Origin of the sequence: Idiomarina sp., from assembly GCF_019431395.1 — a bacterium.
GTDB lineage: Bacteria > Pseudomonadota > Gammaproteobacteria > Enterobacterales > Alteromonadaceae > Idiomarina.
In genome coordinates this window covers 205,606-229,576 of sequence record NZ_CP080268.1, presented here as the reverse complement: position 1 = coordinate 229,576, position 23,971 = coordinate 205,606, and the positions used below count along the sequence as shown (strand labels likewise).

25 protein-coding genes and 1 pseudogene are annotated in these 23,971 nt (G+C 46.0%); 21 read left to right on the top strand and 5 right to left on the bottom strand.

Annotation, left to right across the window (positions count from 1 at the left end; translation table 11 throughout):
• The first annotated feature begins 11 nt into the window (after nucleotides 1–11).
• Nucleotides 12–695, top strand: a complete 684-nt coding sequence (locus KZ771_RS01075; RefSeq protein ID WP_290654118.1) for an inovirus-type Gp2 protein — start codon at nucleotides 12–14, stop codon at nucleotides 693–695.
• Between the two features lie 63 nt (nucleotides 696–758).
• Here KZ771_RS01075 and radC read toward each other — a convergent pair whose 3' ends face one another.
• Entirely contained in the window at nucleotides 759–1,232 is a 474-nt protein-coding gene (gene radC / locus KZ771_RS01070) for a DNA repair protein RadC (RefSeq protein ID WP_290654117.1), read from the bottom strand.
• Between the two features lie 135 nt (nucleotides 1,233–1,367).
• Between radC and KZ771_RS01065 the strand changes: the two genes are divergently transcribed.
• From KZ771_RS01065 to KZ771_RS01025, 9 genes are all read left to right on the top strand, one after another.
• Nucleotides 1,368–1,577, top strand: coding sequence for an AlpA family transcriptional regulator (locus tag KZ771_RS01065; RefSeq protein WP_290654116.1), 210 nt, complete (start codon nucleotides 1,368–1,370; stop codon nucleotides 1,575–1,577).
• A gap of 62 nt (nucleotides 1,578–1,639) precedes the next feature.
• On the top strand, nucleotides 1,640–2,188 hold the full coding sequence (locus tag KZ771_RS01060) for a hypothetical protein (RefSeq protein ID WP_290654115.1): 549 nt from the start codon (nucleotides 1,640–1,642) through the stop codon (nucleotides 2,186–2,188).
• A 123-nt stretch (nucleotides 2,189–2,311) separates the two neighbouring features.
• Complete coding sequence (locus tag KZ771_RS01055) at nucleotides 2,312–2,968, top strand: hypothetical protein (protein WP_290654114.1); 657 nt, start codon at nucleotides 2,312–2,314, stop codon at nucleotides 2,966–2,968.
• Nucleotides 2,969–3,107: 139 nt separating this feature from the next.
• The gene (locus KZ771_RS01050) at nucleotides 3,108–3,734 is read left to right on the top strand and encodes a hypothetical protein (protein ID WP_290654113.1); all 627 of its coding nucleotides are present in this window, start codon (nucleotides 3,108–3,110) and stop codon (nucleotides 3,732–3,734) included.
• 172 nt (nucleotides 3,735–3,906) lie between these two features.
• Nucleotides 3,907–4,074, top strand: coding sequence for a hypothetical protein (locus KZ771_RS01045; RefSeq protein ID WP_290654112.1), 168 nt, complete (start codon nucleotides 3,907–3,909; stop codon nucleotides 4,072–4,074).
• A gap of 47 nt (nucleotides 4,075–4,121) precedes the next feature.
• Nucleotides 4,122–4,364, top strand: a complete 243-nt coding sequence (locus KZ771_RS01040) for a hypothetical protein (protein ID WP_290654111.1) — start codon at nucleotides 4,122–4,124, stop codon at nucleotides 4,362–4,364.
• 487 nt (nucleotides 4,365–4,851) lie between these two features.
• Nucleotides 4,852–5,643, top strand: a complete 792-nt coding sequence (locus KZ771_RS01035) for a hypothetical protein (RefSeq protein WP_290654110.1) — start codon at nucleotides 4,852–4,854, stop codon at nucleotides 5,641–5,643.
• 103 nt (nucleotides 5,644–5,746) lie between these two features.
• Nucleotides 5,747–6,304, top strand: coding sequence for a hypothetical protein (locus tag KZ771_RS01030; RefSeq protein ID WP_290654109.1), 558 nt, complete (start codon nucleotides 5,747–5,749; stop codon nucleotides 6,302–6,304).
• A gap of 249 nt (nucleotides 6,305–6,553) precedes the next feature.
• The gene (locus tag KZ771_RS01025) at nucleotides 6,554–6,820 is read left to right on the top strand and encodes a hypothetical protein (RefSeq protein WP_290654108.1); all 267 of its coding nucleotides are present in this window, start codon (nucleotides 6,554–6,556) and stop codon (nucleotides 6,818–6,820) included.
• A gap of 160 nt (nucleotides 6,821–6,980) precedes the next feature.
• Here KZ771_RS01025 and KZ771_RS01020 read toward each other — a convergent pair whose 3' ends face one another.
• Complete coding sequence (locus KZ771_RS01020; RefSeq protein ID WP_290654107.1) at nucleotides 6,981–7,322, bottom strand: LytTR family DNA-binding domain-containing protein; 342 nt, start codon at nucleotides 7,320–7,322, stop codon at nucleotides 6,981–6,983.
• 2 nt (nucleotides 7,323–7,324) lie between these two features.
• Nucleotides 7,325–7,702 carry a hypothetical protein gene (locus tag KZ771_RS01015; protein ID WP_290654106.1) on the bottom strand — a complete coding sequence of 126 codons (378 nt, stop codon included), beginning with the start codon at nucleotides 7,700–7,702 and terminating at the stop codon, nucleotides 7,325–7,327.
• Nucleotides 7,703–7,829: 127 nt separating this feature from the next.
• Here KZ771_RS01015 and KZ771_RS01010 point away from each other — a divergent pair, with 127 nt between their 5' ends.
• The 6 genes from KZ771_RS01010 (at nucleotide 7,830) to KZ771_RS00985 (ending at nucleotide 16,601) form a co-directional block, all read left to right on the top strand.
• On the top strand, nucleotides 7,830–8,537 hold the full coding sequence (locus KZ771_RS01010) for a HipA family kinase (protein ID WP_290654105.1): 708 nt from the start codon (nucleotides 7,830–7,832) through the stop codon (nucleotides 8,535–8,537).
• Nucleotides 8,534–9,340: a DUF3037 domain-containing protein gene (locus KZ771_RS01005; RefSeq protein ID WP_290654104.1), complete on the top strand. Its 807-nt coding sequence runs from the start codon at nucleotides 8,534–8,536 to the stop codon at nucleotides 9,338–9,340. The genes KZ771_RS01010 and KZ771_RS01005 overlap by 4 nt, the downstream gene beginning before the upstream one ends.
• A gap of 240 nt (nucleotides 9,341–9,580) precedes the next feature.
• On the top strand, nucleotides 9,581–11,563 hold the full coding sequence (locus tag KZ771_RS01000; protein ID WP_290654103.1) for a class I SAM-dependent DNA methyltransferase: 1,983 nt from the start codon (nucleotides 9,581–9,583) through the stop codon (nucleotides 11,561–11,563).
• Entirely contained in the window at nucleotides 11,560–12,870 is a 1,311-nt protein-coding gene (locus KZ771_RS00995) for a restriction endonuclease subunit S (protein WP_290654102.1), read from the top strand. Before KZ771_RS01000 ends, KZ771_RS00995 begins: the two co-directional genes overlap by 4 nt.
• The gene (locus KZ771_RS00990) at nucleotides 12,863–16,045 is read left to right on the top strand and encodes a DEAD/DEAH box helicase family protein (protein ID WP_290654101.1); all 3,183 of its coding nucleotides are present in this window, start codon (nucleotides 12,863–12,865) and stop codon (nucleotides 16,043–16,045) included. Before KZ771_RS00995 ends, KZ771_RS00990 begins: the two co-directional genes overlap by 8 nt.
• Complete coding sequence (locus KZ771_RS00985; protein WP_290654100.1) at nucleotides 16,026–16,601, top strand: hypothetical protein; 576 nt, start codon at nucleotides 16,026–16,028, stop codon at nucleotides 16,599–16,601. Before KZ771_RS00990 ends, KZ771_RS00985 begins: the two co-directional genes overlap by 20 nt.
• 29 nt (nucleotides 16,602–16,630) lie before the next feature.
• Here the strand turns inward: KZ771_RS00985 and KZ771_RS00980 are convergent, their stop codons facing one another.
• The gene (locus KZ771_RS00980; protein ID WP_290654099.1) at nucleotides 16,631–17,191 is read right to left on the bottom strand and encodes a tyrosine-type recombinase/integrase; all 561 of its coding nucleotides are present in this window, start codon (nucleotides 17,189–17,191) and stop codon (nucleotides 16,631–16,633) included.
• Nucleotides 17,192–17,519: 328 nt separating this feature from the next.
• Between KZ771_RS00980 and KZ771_RS00975 the strand changes: the two genes are divergently transcribed.
• The 5 genes and pseudogenes from KZ771_RS00975 to KZ771_RS00955 all read left to right on the top strand — a co-directional run bounded on the left by KZ771_RS00975 (nucleotide 17,520) and on the right by KZ771_RS00955 (nucleotide 22,395).
• A complete protein-coding gene (locus KZ771_RS00975; RefSeq protein WP_290654098.1) occupies nucleotides 17,520–18,047 on the top strand; it encodes a hypothetical protein in 528 nt (175 codons plus the stop codon).
• Nucleotides 18,048–18,187: 140 nt separating this feature from the next.
• On the top strand, nucleotides 18,188–19,240 hold the full coding sequence (locus KZ771_RS00970) for a hypothetical protein (protein ID WP_290654097.1): 1,053 nt from the start codon (nucleotides 18,188–18,190) through the stop codon (nucleotides 19,238–19,240).
• A gap of 211 nt (nucleotides 19,241–19,451) precedes the next feature.
• Nucleotides 19,452–20,972, top strand: a pseudogene (istA, locus tag KZ771_RS00965) (IS21 family transposase); the annotation flags it as partial.
• Nucleotides 20,973–21,005: 33 nt separating this feature from the next.
• The gene (gene istB / locus KZ771_RS00960) at nucleotides 21,006–21,752 is read left to right on the top strand and encodes an IS21-like element helper ATPase IstB (RefSeq protein WP_290654797.1); all 747 of its coding nucleotides are present in this window, start codon (nucleotides 21,006–21,008) and stop codon (nucleotides 21,750–21,752) included.
• Nucleotides 21,753–21,867: 115 nt separating this feature from the next.
• Entirely contained in the window at nucleotides 21,868–22,395 is a 528-nt protein-coding gene (locus KZ771_RS00955; protein WP_290654096.1) for a hypothetical protein, read from the top strand.
• 52 nt (nucleotides 22,396–22,447) lie between these two features.
• Here the strand turns inward: KZ771_RS00955 and KZ771_RS00950 are convergent, their stop codons facing one another.
• Nucleotides 22,448–23,659 (bottom strand): integrase arm-type DNA-binding domain-containing protein, encoded by a 1,212-nt coding sequence (locus KZ771_RS00950; protein WP_290654095.1) that lies wholly within the window; start codon nucleotides 23,657–23,659, stop codon nucleotides 22,448–22,450.
• Nucleotides 23,660–23,971 lie beyond the last annotated feature (312 nt).

Sequence of the window (23,971 nt, the reverse complement as noted above, 5' to 3'; positions counted from 1 at the left end):
AGAGGTCTGAAATGACAAAACGAAACACCAATAACCATAACCACACGCTACATTACGATGCTGAATATGCGGGCTTTGATTTACACACCGCTAATGCACCATACATCCGACCATACCTAGGCCGCTTACGTACGGTCATGCAGCGGGTGCTTCAGAAACATAAGCGAGTACTAGCAGTAAAGTTTGACCTGCACCTACCTGCTCATACGAACCCTTACCTGCAACGTAACCCGATAACGGAGTTTATAGAACGAGTTAAGGCAGGTATTGCTAGCTACCAAAACGCTGTAGCACGGCGTGGTCAAAGGGTTTACCAAACGGAGGTCGAATACGTTGCTAAGATTGAACAAACACCGGACAACGAATTAGAGCATTACCATGTCGTACTATTCACCAACAAGGACACGCTATACCCAGTCGGTAACTTAAGCCATGAGGACCCCACCAAGCTGGGTAAAATTATCCGCCTGGCATGGTTAAAGACGCATGGGTTATCGGCTGATTCGCGGGTAGCGCTCCTTCACACATCAACGCCAGTGTTTAGGGTTCTGCAAGGACCACTCAGTACAGATGACCCAGTGCACAGAGACGCATTTCTGCACTTTAGTTACCTGTGTAAAGAGAAGACGACTAAGTACCAGGGCAAGCGGCAGTCGTTTTACAGCAGCAATGCAAAAAATAAAGCGCCAGCATAAAGCACCAAGCAACGCAGCAGAGGCCCAGGGATAACCTCTTCTACGTGCTCAGCGACAGTACAACTACAACAATCCCCTTTCAGCGAACGAAACCGTGTCTTGGCCTACTACGATGTGGTCAAGCACGGGGACGTCTATGTGATTGAGCGCGTCCTTGATACGCGTCGTCACACGCTTGTCAGCTTCTGAAGGCTCAGTCACACCCGATGGATGGTTGTGCGCCAGGATGATGGCAGCAGCGTTTTGCTGAAGCACTTCCTTCATCACCTCACGGGGATACACCGGTGCGGCGTTAATCGTCCCAAAGAACAACTCCTTATACTCAATCAGGCGATGCTGCGAATCCATCAGCAGTATGGCGAACACCTCACGCTTTTGATGCGCCAGCTTGTATCTAAGGAAGTCTTTTGCTGCAGACGGGCTGGTAAAGCCCTCCCCTTTCAAAAACTTCGTCTCGAGTATCTCAGACGCTTTGTTCAGCACATCGTCCTCAGTCATCGGCCCATTCGTTACATACTCAGCATTTTGTTCGTGCATTTTGTGTCTCCATGTTTTCGATTCTTCAATGCACGTGCGTGATATAGGCCTGAAATACGGTGGAATCTCAGTCCATGGTTATTTCTTACAGGATCAACTCATCCCATGAGAGAAACCAACTTTAGGAGAATACTCATGAGATTAATGCGTTTAAACGAAGTAAAAGCGAAAGTCGGATTAAGCCGTTCAAGCATCTACCGCCGAATGGAAACTAACGAATTTCCGCGTCCCGTCTCCCTGGGCGGACGCTCGAAAGGCTGGATTGATAGCGAAGTCGACGAGTGGATTATGGCGCGTATCGCAGAAGACCGTGGCGACACTATCCCTGGCCTTAATTATCAGTAACTCAAGCATCGAATACGTTGGCGGTAGTCTTGCCGCCGAACTACTTCATCTGGAGACACCACATGAGCCCCTTAATCTTTACACCTGACGAAATACTGAAAATTCACTTTACACTGCACCGCGAAATTGACCTGGAGCCTGACATTAAACTACTGACCCGAATATGTCTGGACATCAACAGAGAGTTTGCTGACACCACCCCTGACCTCGGGACTGTCTTTGACGTTGCATCTCTATTCGGAGCCAAGCTGACTCACTTTCCGTGGTCAAAACACACTAACCGAGCGAAGGAAACCGCCTTTGCTGTTTGTATGATGTACCTGAACTTTTACGGCATCCCCATGAAGTGTGATAGCCAGCAATTATTCAATGTCATGCGAGACCATTGCACAACGGGTGAGCACTTTAGCGCTCGATTGCTATTGTCATATCTTGACCTGATATCGGAAACCACCGGACAAACCGGCACCGCATCAGATTTGATGAAGATAGCGGACGCAACCCTACGCCCGTTATCGCAGCCTAAGAATTTAGCTGACGCAGTCGAGGCGATTAAAAGCTCGTTTACCATTGATGCCTCAATTGAGGCATACGACTCATGGGCCTGCTAAGCCCGTCTAACCCGTTGAATTGCATTTACTAAACACGTAGAGTCACTCAACACGCTGGAGTACGTACGCCACTTACTCAATCATTCCCGTTGCTCCAGTCGAACCAGGACAAGGAGTTAGGTTTTGATATTCGATCACGTCAAGGGTTATATTCAAGAGCAGCGCTACCGTCAGATGCCATATGTTGAGGTGACTGACCCCATCACACAAATGACAAAGAAGTTGCCCTACTACGAAGCATTTCACTCGCACAATAACGAAGGCATGGTGAACGTCCCTCCGGTAACAGAAGGACTTATCAACGGCGTAAAGAAATCTCTCAGTGATTCTCAATGGAATTTAAAGTGTGAAAAATTTATCGCCTCGAGTCTAAGGCCCGTACTCAACGACCATTATATTGCCGCTACCGTGGCCATAGACCCTTTCCGGTATATTGCTTCGTTCGCTTACCAAGCAAACCAAGCAGCGAATCGGGTTCAAAACAGCGAAGATCAGTTGACCTATTTTATCGGCAAATTAGTGACAGTGTATTTGTTAGCACACGACTACTACATGCCAGACAAAGTTCACCCATTGCTTATTGAGGCCATACAAAACTCTACCGCATCGAACATCGACAAAAAGTTGAAAGCCATTCACTTGCGCTTAAGTGACCATATACTGGACATGCGTATGAACGAGAAGCCTCACATAAAAGAGCAGCCGGGAAGCAATGTTGAATACCGTCGGTTCATCACAGAAGACGAAGCCGCTAATCTATCAAGCAGCATCGAGCAATAACCACAACAAACGCAATTGAAACCGATATCGCTGGCGCTCTATAACTCACAAGCGCCAGCCATCCTCAACACCAATCTATAAACCTTTAATTATAACGACAGAGCCTTATGAGCCCTGTTGCAACCTTATGGAGACTCAAATGTGGATCCAAACGTTTACCCCTGCCCAAGTATTAGAAATACATCAACGCTTTCATCGTCACTCGGCACTAGACGTGAATATGGAGGCACTTAAATTCATTTGTGAGCAGGTCAATCACAACAGTCGATGTTTCGAGAGCAATTTATTACCAGCAGATGCTATCCAGGTAGCCGCTGAATACGCCTCTCAACTACAACGTCAGCGCTGGTTAGAATGTAGTACTCAGCAAGCTGAAACGGCGTTGATTGTCGCTGTCACCTATTTACGTCTAAGCGGGTACATTGTTGACTGCCATAATCCGAGAGTTTTTCATTTGATGAAGCGTGGCAAGGTTAATCGGCAACCGTTTGAAATGGCCCTCTACTGGTCCTTCACGCGACAAGAGTTACCTTTATCCATCGATTATGCTGGCTCGTTTAACCGTCCCCGGTTGCCTTACACGCAAATGGGGCTCGATAACTACCAAGGCACCGCCCGACTCAGAGCGTGTGTCGATGAGGTTTTTAACCTGTGCTGTTTTAACCAGGACGCAAGTGTTTGGAATAACCATTATGCTGAGGTCGAGGCGGAGCAACGTCATCTGGCTAAAATTTTACCAGCGCAGGTTAAATATGGGGTTGCTTAAGCGTCGCATGATAAAAAAATTTCGAGGATAAATTAAGCAGTAAGAGTGACGTAGAAAACACTATCTAACACCAACAGCACACCTTCCAAAACCCAGCAATGATGGGCGCTTGACTTGTATCGACCAACGCTGACAATCTCTATCCGAACCGATGTTAAAAAGGAGAATGACAATGTCGAAAGTGAAGTGCCCAGAGTGCCGTGGTAAGGGCGAAGTTCCCTGCCCTTTGGAATACGGTGGTGGACGCCATCCTGAGAGTTGCCCGACATGTGGTGGAGACCCTCAATTCAGAATGGAATGCAATTACTGTGAAGGCGAAGGCAAAATCGACGACGAGTAATGGAAGATGCGGAGCACACGACTCCGCTTACACGTAAGGACAAAACCATGGGATTTTGGGATACCGTTTTTAAAGTTGGTAAGGAAGTGTTCTCTGAAGCTGCCGACACGACTAAGCAAGTTAGCAGCCATGCTAAAGAACTCAAAAATGCCAGCGATGACAAGCTATTGCGTATCGTTAATAACAGTTCATGGAATGCAGATGGGAAGGAAAAAATGGCCGCCAAAGGCATTCTGCGTAAACGAGGCTACAGCGAGCGCGAAATGAGTGATAAGGCGAAGCATACTTAGCAGCTATCATTCATTGGCCGAATGCATTTAGTGCTACTGAGCTTCAGGAGCACTTTTCCTAAGTCTGAGCTAGTACATCTGATTTTTCTTAGCTTTCACTCGACTAACATCTGTTTGCGAGAAAACTAACCAGTACACTCTTAGATCGCATCTACACAACATCACTGTTAGCATTTAAATAACAAATAAAAAATAAACCAGAACTTATATGGATCTAGCGTTTTTTCTTGCCAACGTAACGACTGTCGCTTTTTAGGAGTCGTTTACTGTCAATGACATGCCAAAAAATAATGGTTATATATGGTGCGCTAGATAGAGAGTAACTGAGCATGCTGAAATTGCCTTTGCTAACTCGGAGCCTTTCAAGGCAGGAATGTATGCTTGATCAATAAGTTAAGAACCGAAAGCTATCAATTGGACGAGTTTCTAAATGCGCACGCACGATATACAACTGTTAGTGGATTATTCATCAGAATACGGAGAATAGATGACAACAACGAATATCCGTGGGGATTTCAAGGGCGTGGAAGGGCAGATTGCAAGGCTCCTTGCCATTGGTGAAGAGTTTCGCAGCAAGGATCACGATTGGTCCCATATGAAAAACCGAGAAGACTGGGGAAGGAACCTCTACAAGATAGCCGACGGTAGAAAACGTGCGATCTTTGAGAGGATCTACAGTGATGGTCGGGATATGGCCCTTTATATGTCTCAGACACTTTTCTCAATCAATTACGACATTACAACCTATCCCACCATTTCGAGCGTTATTGAGGAGCTTGACGGCTCCTGGATTGACTCCAATCTTGATCCGGTGGTCGAGGATGCAAAAGAAGTAGTGGAAGAGTACCAATTAAATTGCTGGGCCTTTGACCAGATGGTAACGCTTTTTAAAGATCAGCAGCGGTTGGCTAAAGTGGTGAGAGATACTCTAGACCTCCTCAAAAATTCCAATCTATACAAATTAGAGAATGGTATCCCTGTGGATAAAGGAACTCCAAGCGTCAACATTAGCAATGTGACCGGAAGCAATATTTCTGTTGCCTCATCCAACGTAAAACAAAAGGTCGAAGGCACAGATGCAATTTTTGCTGACTTACTTGCAGCAATTGATAAAGCAGACATTGAACAGAAAGACGCGCTCATTGAGAGCGTTGCGGAGATGCAGGAAACACACGGGACACCCAGTTTCGGTGACGCATACAAGAGATTCATGGCTGCTGCAGCAAATCACATGACTGTTTTCGCACCATTTCTGCCAGCGTTGGCCGGGCTGTTGTGACCACTAACCAGTGCAGGCACGGCGACGCCCATTACATTGCGCCTTCGGCTCCATTCCATGGGCGCGCATGTTGCAGGCGTTAGAGCATCTATAAGGAGATTTCATGACACTGGGTAACTTCCATGCGAATGGAAATATTGGCGATATAGAATTACTGAAGAGGTCAGATGGATTTATACAGAAGTTTATCGCTAGCTTTCGCCAAGCAGCGGCCAACGGAAATTTTAATTTTGGGATTATCAAACTGCAGGATTCTGACCTAAATCGAATTCACAGCATCGTAAATGAAATTGATCAAAGGCGACTTTTTTATAACTGCAGTGACGATGAAATGCCAAAGTTTGCCATGCAAAGTCTGTATGAAGTGCGAAAGTTTATTCGTGAAGAGTCCCGTCGGGTTTGGGCCGCCCCTTCATGTGAAGCTATTGTGCAAGAAATCTCTCACGCCTTGAGCGAGGCGTGTACCACAGCAGAGCGTCTTGGTGGCGACAGTATTGAGATGGGTGGCCACAATTACGATGAGTTTCTTGATGTCATAACAGACATGAGACTGAAAGCCTGGTCCCTAGTTGCCATTTTGAAAGAGAAAGTTGGATCTGTGGTTACACCAAGAAATATGCCCGCAGAAATCGAAGCTCAGGTTCAGCTAACAGAGCTCTAACAAGGGGCTCAAGCCGACCGGTTTGCGCTGGCGCTCCAACCGAGCCAGGCGTGATATTCAATCTGTCGAGCAAAGTCTGGGAAGTATACTCCTAACTCAATTCGCGCTGAATTGATAGCGGTAGTATCATTCTTGCTTTTCTGGATAATCCTTTATAAGTTTTCATACACCAATCGATTACAGTGCTACAAATTGCACTGAGCTCCATAGCCGAAAATTGGTATTTTCAGTAAACTAAAGGGGATTATTATGTCACTCATATCTGCAGATCAAGCTAGAACTCAATCACAGTCATTTGATCTTACTCAACAACAAGTTTTAGACCAGATTGCAAAGTTAATAGATGGCAATTCAAAGGTTGGGAAAAAAGAGGTAGTTGTACAGTTTTTAAAGTCAGCAGTTTCAAAGCAAGAACTTGAAAACTCTCTAGCCCAAGTCCGCGGTGCAGGTTATTCAGTAGAGTTAATTGAAGCTAAGTCCGAGTCTGAAAAATTTTCTGTCAAAATTAATTGGTAAAATAGCCCAATAAAGCCGCCATTTATCAGCTTCAGAAAGTCTTACTTATCGGAGCTATATCAAAGTCGTTCTCCGCAAAAACCAACGATAATCAGGTTGCGCCGTAACGACCGCGCCCATGAAAAATAAGCTCGGGCCGAAATACTCCGAGCTTAATAAATTACAACCCAAGATCAAGCATAAGCTGGCGCTTGTAATGTCCTCCCAACGGAAGAACCGTTTCATCAGCCAGTTCAACTTCCTGGTAGCGTCCCAGCTCAGATAGCAGCTTTTTAAGTTGGTCACGTCGCACAATATGGCTACGATGAATTCGGATGAACCTGTCATCGAGCATCACTTCCATGTCCGATAATGTTGCTCTGTGCAAAACGCGCTCACTACCGAAGTAGATTTTCACGTAGTTACCAAACGCTTCAATGCGCTCAATTGTTGCAATAGCGACAAAGCGAACTTCGCCGGGACGAGTTTTCACTGCAATAATGTTTCTGCCCATCTTAGCCATGATCACCTCCTTTCCAGCACTAGGTCAGCTTTGACGCTATTGCCACCGGCAAGACGGACTTCAGTCCGGCCATTGATGGAGTAATCGTTGTAGATAGCAAATAATAAAGTTGCACTGAGACCAATGGCCACTAACGCGGAAACCAACGAACCGCCGGAAATAGCGGCTACGACACCAGATCCCCAGCCAACTGGATTCCAAAAGTTAGTAACAAATACACCAACGGCCCCTGACGCAGTCAATATTGCTGCTGACGACGCTGACTTTATAGTTTCAATATCATCCGCCAAGCTGGCGCTTTGAACCGCTATCGTTCTGTCCTGTCGCTCAATAGCGTTTTCCAGTTCGCTTTTTGTGCGAACCACCGTTACATTAGACATAATTCTCCCCTACCCAACAGTTGAAAGATTGCAGAATTAACTGCCGGTAGGTGATATAGGTTTATGATTTTGTCAGATAAGCTAACGCCTGAGAACCTAAAGGTGAGTGAAACGGAATGAGCCTCCTATGATAGAAATAACGGAAATTATTAGGCCACTCGAACAAGGCAGCACCAAGCCCTTCTTGTGCGTAGCTGATAACGCCAAAAGCTACGTTGTTAAAGGGGAATCGACCACGCATAGACAGTTAATTGCGGAGTTTATATGCGCTCATTTAGCAAAACGTTTTGGTTTGCCCATCCCGAACTTTGATGTTGCCTACATCGATTCTTCACTGACCCGATATAACGAGGAAGCCAAGAGTTCACTGGGCGAGGGCGAAGTCTTTGCTTCCGAGTTCATCGATGGTTTGCAAGAAGTAAATTATCAACTGATGATGGATCGCGGCAGTAACCTTGCAGCCGACTTATTCATTTTTGATTTATGGGTTCACAACGATGACCGGACCTTGTCAGTCAAAGGCGGTAATCCAAACGTATTCTATCAATCGGCCAAAGAAGAGCTGTGGATGCTTGATCACAACTTAGCATTCGACAACGACTTTGAGTTTAATGACTTCAAAGCACACCACCTCGGTACGAATGCCTGGAATCAGAAACGAGATATGCTTTCTGCTGGGCATTATCAAAACCGGGCAGGCAAATGTCTTGCCGATCTTGATGAAATATTTTCACTGGTGCCAAATGAATGGTGTGCTTCTGATGACTTTTTGGAACATATTCGGTTACTATTAGGTCAAATTAATAGTAACGACTTCTGGGGGCGAATATCATGAAAACATTATGTATGTATGCAACTGTTCGATTTATGCCGTTCGCTGAAACTCAGGAGTTCGCGAATGTTGGCGTGGTGTTATGTGCTCCCGACTCAGGCAAATTGCGTTTCAAGCTAGCTCGCAAACGTTTCGGAAGAATCAATCAGTTCTTCGATGACCTTGACGGCAAACTCTATGGCAGCACACTGGATTTGTTAGAAGCCGAACTTAAACGCATCCAAGACTATGCGTTTAATGTACCAGGCAAGAATACCGCTGCGCTATTTAACGAGTTAACCAGGCACCGTGAGGGCGTTGTTTACTTCGGTAACGTAAGCACTGCCATTGTCGATAACTTTGATAACAAGCTTACTGACCTTTATGAGCATTATGTTGAAAGAAGCTTTCTGAATGAGAAGTATCGCGAAGATATTTTAGAAAAAAACATTCGTAAGCTGTTTAAGCACGAGAAGGTCGAGGGGTTCAAAGCTACTCAGCTAAGAACTAAGCTTGGTGAGTTTAAGTTACCCTTTGTTAAAAAAGGCAACAATGGTTTGCAAGTTATAAAGCCTATCGCATTTGACCGAAAAACTCCGTTAGCAGCATACGAGCATGCTAACCAATGGATAGATCGATTTAGCCGCCTGCAAAACGATGAAATTGTCTTGCCAGAGAACATGATGCTCGCGGCAGAGAAGCCGAAAAACGCAGAGTTTGAGGATGCATATATTGAAGCTGTCAACGCAGCAGCTGAGCAACAAATCCTAATAGTTGATGCCAACGACCAGCAGCAAATATTAGTGTTTGCCAGGGCTTCTCGTTAAAGCGGCCTCCCTCGCTTTCACAAACTAAGGCTCAGACTTGCTTGCTTAGCATCCTTTGCGACAAAACCCATCAAGGCTATGCTTTTTTAGTAACCTTAAACCGGTGGGTTACTTTTTTTGTTACTCGCATGCGGCATAAACTGACGCACCCACCGATTACCCTGCTGGCAGTGACATCGGATTTATCCGTGGCATAATGACCACAACTTAAGGACGATATAACAATCAACAGGGTGTGCTGTGAATACTGAAAACTACTCTCAAACCGCTTCCTTTATCTGGTCGGTGGCAGACTTGCTGCGTGGCCATTTTAAACAATCTCAGTACGGACGGGTCATATTGCCCTTTACCCTTTTACGTCGTTTAGAGTGCGTTTTAGCGCCTAATAAACAAAAGGTGTTAGAAGCCGCTAAACAACATCAGAACAAACCCGATGCGGTGCGTGAGCAGTTATTGCTACGCGAATCACAGAACGACTTCTACAACGCGTCGTCTTTGACTCTGGCAACCTTGTCAGATACCCAAACAGCAGAAGACTTAATCTCATACGTACAGTCGTTCAGCAGCTCTGCCCGTGAGATATTCGAGCACTTTAACTTTGAAGAGTTTGTGCTGAAACTGGCTGAAGCTGACCTGCTGTATCAGGTCACTCAACAATTCGGCTCCAAGATTGACTTATCAACCGACAATATCTCTAACTACGGCATGGGCCTTATTTTTGAAGAGCTCATCCGCAAGTTTGCTGAAAGCTCAAACGAGACCGCCGGTGAGCACTTTACCCCACGTGACTGTGTGCATGCAGCAACCTCGTTATTGATGACTGGCCAGGATGAAGTGCTTTCGCCCAACAGCATCATTACTATCTATGACCCGACTGCTGGCACCGGTGGTTTCCTGTCTGAATCAGAAGAGTATATTCAGTCCATTAGTGAAAAGGTTACCGTGAAGCTGTTTGGCCAGGAACTCAATTCGGAGTCCTATGCCATCTGCAAAGCTGACATGATGATCAAAAGCCAGGAAGTCGACAACATAAAACTGGGCAACACGCTGTCGAACGATCAACTGGCGCATGAGAAGTTTAAATACATGCTGGCTAACCCACCGTTTGGTGTCGACTGGAAAGCCTCACAGCGTGTGGTTAACGACGAGCACAAAATAAAAGGCTTCGATGGTCGCTTTGGTCCAGGATTACCTCGTGTTTCTGACGGTTCACTACTTTTTTTGTTGCATCTGGTCAGCAAAATGCGTGACCCACGTGAAGGCGGCTCTCGCATAGGTATCGTCTTAAACGGTAGCCCACTGTTTACCGGCTCTGCTGGTAGCGGTGAATCTGAAATTCGACGTTACCTGCTACAAAACGACTTGGTCGAAGCCATCGTCGCCCTGCCCACCGATATGTTCTTTAACACCGGCATCAGTACCTATATCTGGATTTTATCCAACGCTAAAAAACCAGAACGTAAAGGCAAACTGCAACTGATTGACGGTAGTGATGATTACGAGAAAATGCGTAAATCGCTCGGTAGCAAGCGTAAATATCTCACCGATGACAATATTAAGGACTTAGTGCGTTTATATGGTGCAATGGAAGAAACCAAAAACAGCAAGGTATTCCCTAACGAAGCCTTCGGCTATCGTCGCATCACGATTGAACGCCCGTTGCGGCTTAACTTCCAAGCCAGTGAAGAGCGTGTCGCCCGCTTAGATGATGAAAAGACACTGCAAAAGCTTAAAACCGACGATTTTGACCAACTGAAACAGGCCATTCAGCGCATTGAAGCTGACACCCTATTCACAAATCGTGATGACTTCACAAAAGCACTGAACGCCGAACTCAAAGCAAGCGACGTAAAACTAACCGCCGCACAACTAAAAGCCGTGCTCAATGCCTTAAGCGAGCGCGACAGCGACGCTGATATCTGTACCGATAAAAAAGGTAATGTAGAAGCCGATTCCGGCTTACGCGACTACGAGAACGTGCCGCTGACAGAAAACATCTACGAGTACTTTGAACGTGAAGTCAAACCACACGTGCCTGATGCCTGGGTAGACGAAAGCAAACGCGACGAGCAAGACGGCGAAGTTGGCATTGTTGGCTTTGAAATTCCGTTTAACCGGCACTTTTATGTATTCGAGCCCCCTCGTCCACTCGAGGAAATTGACGCAGACCTCAAACAGTGTACCGATAAAATCAAGCAGATGATTGAGGAGTTGTCGGCGTGAGGAGCTATTCGAACTATAAAGACTCAAAGTCACATTGGTTAGATAGAGTTCCACAACACTGGAGTGAGGGCCCCTTAAAGTACTTACTTAGAATACGAGGAGGTCAAGATTATAAATCTGTTGAAAGCAATACACCTACGGACATCCCAGTAATAGGATCTGGCGGAGCTTTCTCGTACGCAACAAATTATTTATATGAAGGCGAATCTGTTCTACTCGGAAGAAAAGGGACAATAGACAAACCCTTATATGTATCCGGCAAATTTTGGACTGTCGATACGATGTTCTACACCGAAGTTTTGCCGACAGCGAATGCTCGTTTTGCATATTACTTGGCGACCACAATTCCTTTTTCACTATATTCGACAAGCACCGCTCTTCCTAGCATGAGCCAATTTGACTTAGCGAATCATTCAGTACCTATACCAAAAATTCAAGAACAACAAAAAATAGCCCAGTTCCTCGACTACGAAACGGCAAAAATTGATGCATTGATTGACGAGCAAAAGCGGTTGATTGAATTGCTTAAAGAAAAGCGCCAGGCAGTTATTAGTCATGCTGTTACCAAAGGGCTTAACCCAGACGCACCGATGAAAGACTCAGGTGTTGAGTGGCTTGGGAATGTGCCTGAGCATTGGAAAATCAGAAAATTTAATTACAGCATTGAAAAGCTTATTGACAATCGAGGACGCTCACCAAACTATACAGAATCTGGGGTTCCAATATTAGAAGCCAAACAAATATCGAATCAATCCGTGGATTGTAGTTTAAATTTTGACAAGTATATTTCAAGGGAAGATTATTTAGCCTTTATAAGGGATGACGTCCTAGAAGGTGACATATTAATGGTTACTGTAGGCTCCATCGGAAAAGTAGCAATCGTTGACAAAAATCCTGAATATGTAATTTTACAAAACCTTATCGGCCTTCGCTCAACTCAAGATATGGTTTCCTACTTTATGGGCATCTACTTAAAGTCTGGTATCGCCTACATGGCCATGCAAGCTACTAATAAAGAGAGTATTTTGAGTAGCGTTAAAGTTTCTGACTTCATCCAACATCAGATGCCAATTCCACCGTTAGAAGAACAAGAACTCATATCAAACCATGTGAAAACTGAATTAAAAAAGTTTAGCCGCCTTCAAAATGAAGCAGAAAGATTATGCGAACTTCAGTTGGAGCGCCGCTCCGCCCTAATCTCAGCCGCCGTTACCGGCAAAATTGATGTCCGTGACTGGCAACCACCTGCAGGTTCCGATACAGTGGATTCAAACGCGTCAATGCAAACGGAGAGGCATTATGGCTGACAGCAAAGAGCGTCAGTTTCAGACGGACATACTGAATAGCCTAGAAAAAGACGGCTGGTTAATTGGCTCAGCAGCTAATTACGATAAAGCCAACGCGGTGTATACCGAAGACTTAATCGGCTTTGTAAAAGACGCCTACCCTGACCGCTGGGAGCGCTTTTGTAAATCAAATCCAGGTGACCCGGAAAAGCTTTTAGTTCACTCCGCCGTTAAAGGCATGACCCGCGACGGCGCACTTCATGTGTTGCGTCACGGCTTTAAAGCCATTGGCGGCACCATCAAAGTCTGCGCCTTTCGCCCCGACCATGGCATGAACCCCGATACCGAGCGCCGCTATCAGGCCAACCGTTTGCGCGTCGTTGAGGAAGTCTCCTACTCGCCCCATGCGCGTGAAGGCGACTATAACCCACGCATTGACCTGGTGTTTTTTGTGAACGGCATTCCAACCGCGACCATGGAGCTTAAAAGCGAGTTTAAACAAACCGTTGAACACGCCAAACGCCAATACAAGTTCGACCGTCCGGTAAAGGACCCTGTGACCCGCAAACCAGAGCCGCTATTGACGTTTAAGCGCGGTGCACTGGTGCATTTTGCGGTCAGCCAGGACGAGGTGGCCATGACCACTAAATTAGCAGGTAAGGACACCTTCTTCCTGCCATTTAACTTAGGCAAAGAAGACGGCGCTGCCGGTAACCCGCAATCGACGTCTGAGAACAGCTACGCCACCAGTTACCTGTGGGAGCGGTTGTTTAACAAAGACGCCTGGCTAAAAGTCATTGGCCGCTTTATGCACCTGGAAGTTGAAGAAAAAGAGAGCTTCGACGGGCGCACACAGAAAAAAGAAACGCTGATATTTCCCCGATACCATCAGTGGGACGTGGTGAATCAGCTTATCGATACCACACGTCGGGAAGGCCCTGGCAGTAAGTATCTTATTCAGCACAGTGCAGGCTCGGGCAAATCCAATTCAATTGCCTGGACTGCTCATCAGTTGTCCTCACTTTACGCTGACGACGGCTCTAAGCTGTTTAATTCCATTGTGGTGGTCACAGACCGCACCGTGCTCGATTCGCAGCTACAAAACACCATACGACAGTTTGAACATGCTGATGGCGTGGTACGCGCTATTACTCGCGATGTGGGCAATAAGAGTAAGTCTGAGCAATTAGCCGAAGCGCTGCAGGAGCAGGTTCGGATTATCGTCGTGACTATTCAGACCTTTCCGGCACTATACGATGCCATTGATAAGTACCCTGCTTTGCAAGCTGGTAATTACGCAATCATTGCGGACGAAGCGCATTCGTCACAAACCGGTGCATCTGCGAGTAAATTAAAAGCTTTGTTGGGTGCTGATCGGCCCGAAAGTGATGATGTCAGCGCTGAAGAGCTGTTAGACGCCGCCGTTCAGGCCCGGATGTCAAACGAGCGTATCAGCTACTACGCATTTACCGCAACACCAAAAGGTAAAACGCTGGAGCTGTTCGGTCGCCCAGATGACCCGCATTCGCCCATTAGCGACGACAACAAGCCCAAGCCGTTTCATGTGTATTCCATGCGTCAGGCCATTGAAGAAGGCTTTATCCTCGACGTACTGAAAAACTACACCACCTACGCCACGGCCTGGAAGATTGCTCACCCCGAGGGTGAGGACAAAGAAGTCGACAGCAAAAAAGCGCGTATTAGGCTGGCTAAGTGGGTACGGTTGCACCCGTACAACATCAACCAACGTGTTGAAATTATTGTTGAGCATTTTCAGGAAAACGTCCGTCACCTGCTAAACGGTCAAGCCAAGGCAATGGTGGTTACCGCCAGCCGTCAGGAAGCAGTGCGTTATCAGTTAGCGATGACCAGTTACATTGTCGATAAAGGCTATCAAGATGTGCATGCGCTGGTAGCTTTTTCCGGTGAGGTTCCGGCTGATGATTACATTACCGAGAGCGTGACCGAGTACGATAAAAAATTAAACCCGGGCTTAAATGGTCGTAAACACGACAAGGCGCTCGACTCCGACGACTTTAACGTGATGATTGTCGCCAATAAGTACCAGACCGGTTTTGACCAGCCGAAGCTCTGTGCCATGTACGTGGACAAAAAATTACAAGGCGTTGAGTGCGTGCAGACCTTGTCGCGTTTAAACCGTACCTTCCCGGGCAAAGACCAGACCTTCATTCTGGACTTCTTTAACAGCGAAGAATACATTCTGGAGTCGTTCAAGCCCTACTTCATCACTGCAGAGCTTGATTCCGTTACCGACCCACACATCTTGTTCGACATTATGAGCAAGCTCGATGAAGAGCATATTTACGAATGGTCTGAAGTGGAGAAGTTTGCTGAGGCGTTTTATGACCCGAATGCGCCGGCGTCTAAGCTTGGATATTACTGTAAGCCTGCAAAAGAGCGTTTCATGGCACGGTACAACCATGCCGTTGATACGCTGAAGCAAGCTAAGGATATGCTAAACCAGGCCCGAATTTCAGGTGATAAGGTCAGCATCAATAAAGCAGAAGACTCAGTCAAAGCAGCCGGTGAAATGGTTGACCAGCTCGACCTGTTCAAAAAGAACCTAAACAGCTATGTGCGGATGTACGAGTTCTTGTCGCAGATAACACCGTACAACGACCATGAGCTTGAATCATTGTGCGTGTACGCCAAACACCTATTACCACTGCTACGCGTAGAGCGATTGGATGACGAGGACGATGTCGACGTCTCCGGTTTAACCCTGACCCACTACCGCACCACCAAGAAAGCGGAAAAAGAATTGAAACTGGGTGAAGAAGATGGTGGTTACCTAAGTTCAGTTAAAGCCGTTGGCAGCGGTAAGCCCCACGATCCTGAGAAGAAAAAGTTGCAGGAAATCATCGAAGCACTGAATGACTTGTTTGGAGCAGAAGTTGGCGACGAGCACAAGCTACGATATGCAGAGGGCATCGCCGGACGCCTGCGTGAAGACGACGAAGTAATGGCTCAGGTCAATAAACACTCCGAAAATGAAGTGATGCACGGCCTGCTCCCACAGCGACTCTTAGACCGCGTTGTTGATTCGATGGACGACCATGAAAAACTGTCGATGGAAGTGCTGGAAAATCCGGCTGTGAGGGATGGGTTTGCGAGGTTGATATTGAAAATGTTGGTTAGCTCACGAAAAAGTCAAGATGAACGAAATGAACAATAGGTGTGAATTTTACGATTTCTTTAGCAAATTTTTTTCAGTCGAGGACTTATTTACGCTGTTCTCTCTGTTGATAGCAGCTTTTGCACTATTCATTACTTATCAAAATTCAAAGTTGACAAGAAAACACTATTTAGCAACCGTGTACCCAAAGCTTACAATGGATCTTATTACTGATGAAGTTAGACTCAGCCTTAGAATTATTCTGAAAAATAAAGGACTGGGTCCAGCTGTATTGTCAGGGTTCACACTTGAATGGGAAGGTGAAAGAATATCAGCTAACGGTTTACTTCGTGAATTACAACAAAAGCACTATACCAACTTTTCATACCACGTTCACTCCTTTGCAGGTGACTCTGCAATGGCAGTAGGCGAAGACACCACAGTACTAGCTATTGAGCCACTTAATACATTATCTACAGAGAATAACTCGGATATAAATGACGACTATACGGCTATAACTAGAGATGTTTTGAGTAAATTGAGAATAAAAGGTAACTATTGCTCGATCATTGAACCGAAGCCGGAAACCGTTGACTTCGGTAAAACAAACGTCTGATCAATCTTTGTTACGCGCAATATTGTTAGCTAAAGCTCCAGCTCTACAAAGTCCCGATCAACATCTTCCTGGGTGATTCCAATGTATCGCAGCGTTACGGCCTCTGAGCTGTGACGTAACATTTTCATTACCCTGGCAATGTCGTTGGTATTTTTGTAGAGATGGTAGCCCCTGGTTTTACGCATCGAGTGTGTACCCAAGTCGATACCAACCTCCTCACCTATTGCCGCAAATGCTCGCGACACATAACGGCGACTTAATGGTTTTGCGGGTGTATTTTTAGACCGCTGGTTGCGATAAGACTGAAAGAGATAAATGTGATTAGGATGTTCAGAGCGAATACGAGCGATGACCGCCCTTGCCTTCTCGTTGAGTTTAATTGTCGCTAGCTTCGACGTTTTTCCTTCAACCAGCAACAGGCGGTCGTGCTCGATATTTTCAAATTTGATGGATAATAAATCTGAGATCCGTAATGCCAGGTTCAAGCCAACATCCCAAACGTCGGCAATTTGCTGTCCGTAAGTTCGTTTGAGAAGGTAGCTGATCAGCTTGACGGTATCCAGATCTTTAACCGCTTGCACTTCGGCCATAATCTAGTTCCTTTTTTGCTGTAAAACGTGATTTTGAGTACTTAAATGGGTATAAAGGGGTAAATAACCCGTTTTTAGAGGGTTTGCTTGTTCCCATTATGTTATTTTGGGAACACAGAACACTAACCTCGGGAAATACTCAATAAGGATAATATATGCCTCAAAGTTTGACGCTCGCTGTATTAAAAAGTCAGTAGTCAATTTGAACCGTGACCGAACCGTTAAATATCATAGCCCAGAGTAAAGGCGAAAGGACTCGTATATGAACGACTTTAGGACTGACTTCAGCAACTCACTAGTCCATTTTACTAGAGACAGGAAGGGCGAAATGCGTCAGAAAGGTGTTTCTGATGATCAAACTTGCTATTCAGCTCTCGATGTTCTTTGCCAAATTCTTGAATCCGGCAAAATACTAGGCAGTAACAACACTGGTTTCGTAAAGGGTAATCAATCAGCCTCCTGTTTTACGGAGTGCCCTCTGTCGTCTGTAAAGCTTTTCGCTACTGACGAGAGTGATGAAAAAGGAAAGTATAGGTTCTATGGTATCGCGATAAGCAAAGAGGCAGCATTCAAAAACGGTGCCAGGCCTGTGATTTACTTACCAGATGATGAGGCCGAGTGGATACCACCAGAGCAGAAATGGCGACATGTGCAATTTAAATACGGAGAGGTCGACTGGACATTCGAGCGCGAATGGCGAGCAAAGGGCGACTTTGATCTTAAAGCAGCTCCCGGTCTCTACGTGATTCATTGGTGTCCCTCGGAGCAAAGCGCACTGCAAAAGTCATTGAATACAAATATTAAAGGGAAGATTAGAGGATACTTGCCAATGAAACACTTAAATCAGATGTTTTAGGGGACAGACTAAAGCTTCTGGTTTAATTACAAATTCGGTTTTAGTTGGCAGATTCCTAAATAGTGGATAAGGAGGTATGTGTGAGAAATTTGGTTTTGATTCTGGGAGCTGGTGCATCGTGTGAGTACGGAGCACCGTTAATGAAAAACTTTTATTCAGAAGCCGTTAGAATATCTAGCAGAAATACCAACTCTCCAAGTCTGCAACAGCAGTTTAATGTCATTTTTGGCTTTATCGACAGACTGCAGAAATCTCAAGCTAAGGCTAATATTGACTTACACAACATAGAGTCAATCTACACTGCACTAGAAATGTCACAGTTGTTGAAGCTAGAAGATTTAAAAAAACCATCAAACTGGCAGGAACTCAGGACATGCATGGCTTACTTCTTAACGAAAACTATCGAAGATAATACCAAGTTTCAATACACCAATAACTTTCCACGCTACTGGCCTGATAGTGGAACCACAATAAATTTAGGCAATAATCGAAAAACCATTGATTCTGTAATTCAGCAGCTATGTAAGTTACAGGATAGTTGGGATATAACGATAGTCTCATTTAACTATGATTTAGTTGTTGAGGCATTGCTTTGTGCGTGCGGATTACAAACTCGTTATTGCCTGGAGAGCGAACCTGATAATTTGAAAAGTGACTCAGTCAAGTTACTCAAGCTACACGGCTCCATAAATTGGGAACGCAGGGAAGTTGGACAAACGAAAGCAGGACGTGCGATAAAGGATTTAGTAGCCCACCACTACTACATTAAAAACAAGAGAAACGAAAACAAAAATTTTATCGTTGATCCTAGCTCAAAAGATATAACGACCAATTTTTCGGAAAATATCACACCTTTTATAGTGCCCCCAATTTGGAACAAGTCCTCCTATCACAACGATGTATCGGATGTCTGGCAGGAAGCAGCAAAAGCCCTATCAAAAGCTACTCATATATACACTGCTGGGTACTCGCTTCCTCAAACCGATGGCTTTTTTCGGCAGCTTTATGCCCTTGGCACAGTTGGTTCAGCCCCTCTTCAAGATTTCAGAGTTTTTGACATAGAACCAGAGGACAGCCCAAACGGCGTAAACTCTCGATTTCAAAATTTACTAGGTCGTGGCGCGGAAAATGTTTATACCTACCATAGTGAGGGCCTAAATATGCTTGCCACTCAACTTGCATGTTTCGGATGAATCCGAACACTCATTTCGGTTCAATCCGATCACCCATTTCGGTTTAAACCGATCACCTGTTTCGGTTTTATCCGATCACTTTTAGCCTTTTTCCGAAATCACTGTTCGGATTGCCGAAATCGGTGATCGGAATGCCGAAATACCGTTCTTTTTCTAACTAAATCAACTGGTAAGCTCAACTCAACGCAACTGCATTGAGGAATGGCTGACCATGGCTAGAAAGAGAACCCAAATGAGTAAGATAAAAGACATCCTGAGACTTCGGTTTGATGCTGGACTCAGTTTGAGAGACATCAGTAAATGCTTATCTGTCGGCCCCGCCACCGTTAGCGAGATTTTATCGCGCTTTGCTGCCAGTGAACTCACCTGGCCGCTGCCTGAGGAGTTCAGTGACACTGAGCTTGAGGCTGCTGTATATAGAGGCCGGAATGTGTCCCGCGCCAAACGCCAGCCAGATTTTTATGAAATGCATCAAGAGCTCAAGCGTAAAGGGATGACAAAGCTACTGTTGTGGCGCGAGTACCGGGAAAAGACTCAGCCACTGCCTATGGTTACACGCAGTTCTGTGAGCACTATCGCAGTTGGCGCAAGACCCAAAAGCGCAGCATGCGACAATTACACCTTGCCGGCGATAAACTGTTTATCGATTACTGCGGCCCGACAGTGCCTATCCTCAATCCCGATACCGGTGACGTTCGCTATAACGCACAAGTCTTCGTGGCAACCTTAGGTGCTTCAAATTACACACCTGTTGAAGCCGGGCGTTCACAGCAACTGGAAGACTGGATCATGGCGCACGTACGCGCCTTTGAGTTCTTCGGTGGCGTACCACAGCTACTGGTGCCGGATAATCTGCGCTCGGCGGTCACCAGGGCAAACCGCTACGCACCGGTGTTAAATGAAAACTATGCGCGCATGGCGCGTCATTACAACACCGCCATCATGCCTGCCCGACCTTATAAACCCAAAGACAAAATCAAAAGCAGAAAACGCCGTTCTTATCGTAGAGCGGTGGATCTTAATGCGTCTGCGACATGATCACTTTTATACGCTATCCAGCCTTAATCAGCGGATCCGGGAGCTGCTGGTTGAGCTTAATCACCGTCAGCAACGCGTTCACCCGGGCTCACGGCACGAACTTTATATCCGTCTTGATAAACCAGCGCTAATGCCGTTGCCTGCGTATGGCTATCAATACATCGACAGTAAACAAGCCCGGGTCGGACCGGACTACCATGTTCTGTACGCTAAGCACGCTTACTCTGTACCCCACAACCTGGTCGGACAGACCGTTACACTGGAAGCAACAGCGCAAATCATCTGCTTTTACTATCAGGGTAAGGTCGTGGCACAGCACCCCAGAAAACATCAGCCCGGCGCGTTTAGTACGATTAAAGAGCATATGCCGGATGCTCACGTAAAACAGCGCTGGGGTGTTGAGCGCCTGCTTGGCTGGGCTGAAACCATCGGCAGCGGCACTCGTGCGGTTATCGCAGCCCAACTGGCTCGTCGACAACATCCGGAGCAGGCAATAAAAAGCTGCCTCGCTATCCTTAACCTGGGCAGTAAATACGGACAGGAGCGGCTTGAAGCCGCCTGTCAGAAAGCGCTAGTGCTCGAGCAACCACACCGCAAGGTCATTCTGAACCTGCTGGCAAATAATAAAGAGCAAGACCTCACGCATACCGAAGCCGACGACTCGCCGGCGGTTAACCATCCCAACATCCGTGGACAACCACAACTACTACCAATAAGGACGATCATTATGAGTTTATCATCACTCCATGAACAACTGCGTGCATTACGGCTGGGGCACTTCTCTCAGGCGTTACAACAGCAGCAAGAGCAACCGGATACCTATACCGACATGAGCTTCGAAGAGCGTCTCGGTCTGCTTGCCACCCACGAAATACTGTGCCGTGACAACACCAAAGTAAAACGTCTGACCCGCCAGGCAAAGCTGCGCTTCGATGCCCGCCCGAGCGGTATCGATTACCGCAGTGGGCGTGGGCTTAAGAAAGAAAAAATAGCGGTGCTACTAAGCGGGCAATATCTGCACTACAACCAGAACATTATCATCACCGGGGCAACAGGCTGTGGTAAAACCCACCTGGCTTGTGCGCTGGCAACGCAGGCCTGTGAACAACATCACAGTGCTCGTTATTACCGCCTCGGAGAGCTGCTGGATGAGTTACACGTTGGACATGCTGACGGCTCTTACCGACAGCAGTTGAATACCTTAGCGAAGCGTAAACTGCTTATCCTTGATGACTGGGGCATGGAGAAGTTAAGTGCTCGTCAGGCGAATGACCTGCTTGATGTGATGGAAATACGCTACCAACAATCCAGTACCATTATCGCCAGTCAAATCCCCACCAGCGAGTGGTACAAGCTGATACCCAGTCCCACCATTGCCGACGCCTTACTTGACCGCTTATTGCACAACAGTCACCGAATCGAACTGACAGGAGAATCCATGAGAAAACTAGACCAATCCGATCACTTAGCGTAAAAAGAGGGTTATGAAAAAGAACGGCTAACAGGTGATCGGATAACTCCGGAATCGCTGTTCGGAATCACCGAAATACGCACAACTAGCAAATTTGCGAAAACAAGTGTGAGGCTACATGAAGAAGTTGAAAAAGCAAATTGAAGCTCTCCGACTAAGAAATGATGCACGAAGGGGTGAAATCCGCGACGCTGAGTTTAATGACCCAGATAATTCAAAAAAGGCTAGGTTGAGAAGTCTGTTAGACGAGGATGAGAGAGCTTTGGAGTCACTGGAGCATGAGGCTCATTATGTTTTCGATAAAATAAAAAGTGCTGACGCCTCTTTTGATACATTGAACAAAACGATTCTTAGTCTAGCAACTACCGCTTTGGGCTTTACAATCACTTTCAGTGGAGACTTAATACCTAAGGAACCTAACGCAACTTGGCTCATAGCTACCTCATGGTCTTTGTTTAGTTTTTCGATTATTTTCATTGTGTTAGGTATATTTCTAGGCATAAAAGCCGACATTAAAGCAAAGGAGGATGATACAACCCTCTACTCTCTCAGTGGCTTTATGTCGGGATTAGGGTTTATTTCTTTCCCCATGGGAATGCTTGGTCTAACAGCCTTTGCGATTTTAAATATAACTAGCCTAATTTGAGCGAATTGACGCTTTCAAACTAGTTATTCATTTTCAACTTAAAAATTGACCATCAGCAGCCTGCTTTAAATGCTTCATCCAAATAATCTCCCCACCACTGCATCATCTCAACACGCTCATCCCAAAACTCAGCATGGTCCATGTATGCACCTCGCACCTGATTTTTATACTCATGCGAGAGCTGCTTTTCGACAACGTCAGCCCGGAACTTATTCTCATTGAGGATAGACGATGCCGTTGTCCTGAAGCCGTGCGGTAACGCTTTTGGCTTACCAGCTGTTTTCCCATCGTAGCCAAGACGAAACAGCGCTCTACGCATTGTGTTATCAGACATGGGTTGCCTTGAGCTCCTCTCCCCAGGGAATAACAACTCTAGCTCACCACTCATCAGCTTAATCTCGTCTAGTATGGCCAGGCTTTGCGTTGACAATGGAACGCGGTGTTCCCGGCTCATTTTCATCCGTTCCGCCGGTATCATCCACACCTTGTTTTCAAAATCGAATTCCTCCCAACGAGCAGCTCTCAATTCTCCTGGGCGCACAAACGTGAGGACTAGCAGCTTTAAAGCACAACGTGTGTAAGACCTTTCACCTTGCCCGTATTGTTCCAACTCCTTAAGAAACGTAGGCAAAAACTTCGGCGGAATTGAGTCACGATGCTTGGCTTGATTAGGCTTCAAAACATCACCAAGATCTCTTGCTGGATTATCCTTGATCAAGTCTTCCTGAAATGCGAAGCGACAGACGCGAGAAATATCTTGTAGTAAGCGATGAGCAACATCTAGGTGGGACTTATTCTCTTTTGCTCTAACCGCCTGAATGATATCCTGAGTGGTTAAATCAGAGATAGGCATACTTCCGTATTGCTTAAGGAAGTTATCGTCTAAGCGACGCCATACTTTCGCCGCGTGAGCTTCTTTCCAGCTATCTTTCTTCTTATTCCACCAACCTTTCGCAACTGAACGCACTTGATTATCATTTGCATTGATGAGACTTTGACGCTTAACCCTTCTTTCTTGGGCAGGATCAACTCCCTGACGCACTTTTTGCCTGGCATCATCTCTGAGTTCACGAGCACGTTTAAGAGTTACCTCAGGGTAAACTCCAAGCGCCAGCGTCTTTTGTTTATTGCCAAAACGATACTTAAACCGCCAGTACTTTCCACCATCGGGAGTAACTAGCAGTCTCAGCCCTTTTTCATCGCTAATAAACCTTTGCTTTGAGGTAGGCTTTTCGTTCTTTACTTGATTGGCTGTTAGAGGCATCTTTAAAACCCTTAAGCATCTGCGGCCCCAAAAAATATAGCACCAAATATAGCACCAAAATTCGTTGGCTACTATGGGATCGTATGGAACCTTTCGGAATCGATTATCCCCCCGAAAGCCTTTAAAACAGTGACTTTAGCGAGCATTAAGATGATTTAAGAGAAGTCTTGAAACAGAAGCTTGGTGCCGAGGGGGGGACTTGAACCCCCACGCTGTTACCAGCGGTGGATTTTGAATTAGCGGCTTGTAATTTTTTTCTATTTGTTTCAATATCTTATTTTACTATATTGAAACTATAACAGGAACTATAAC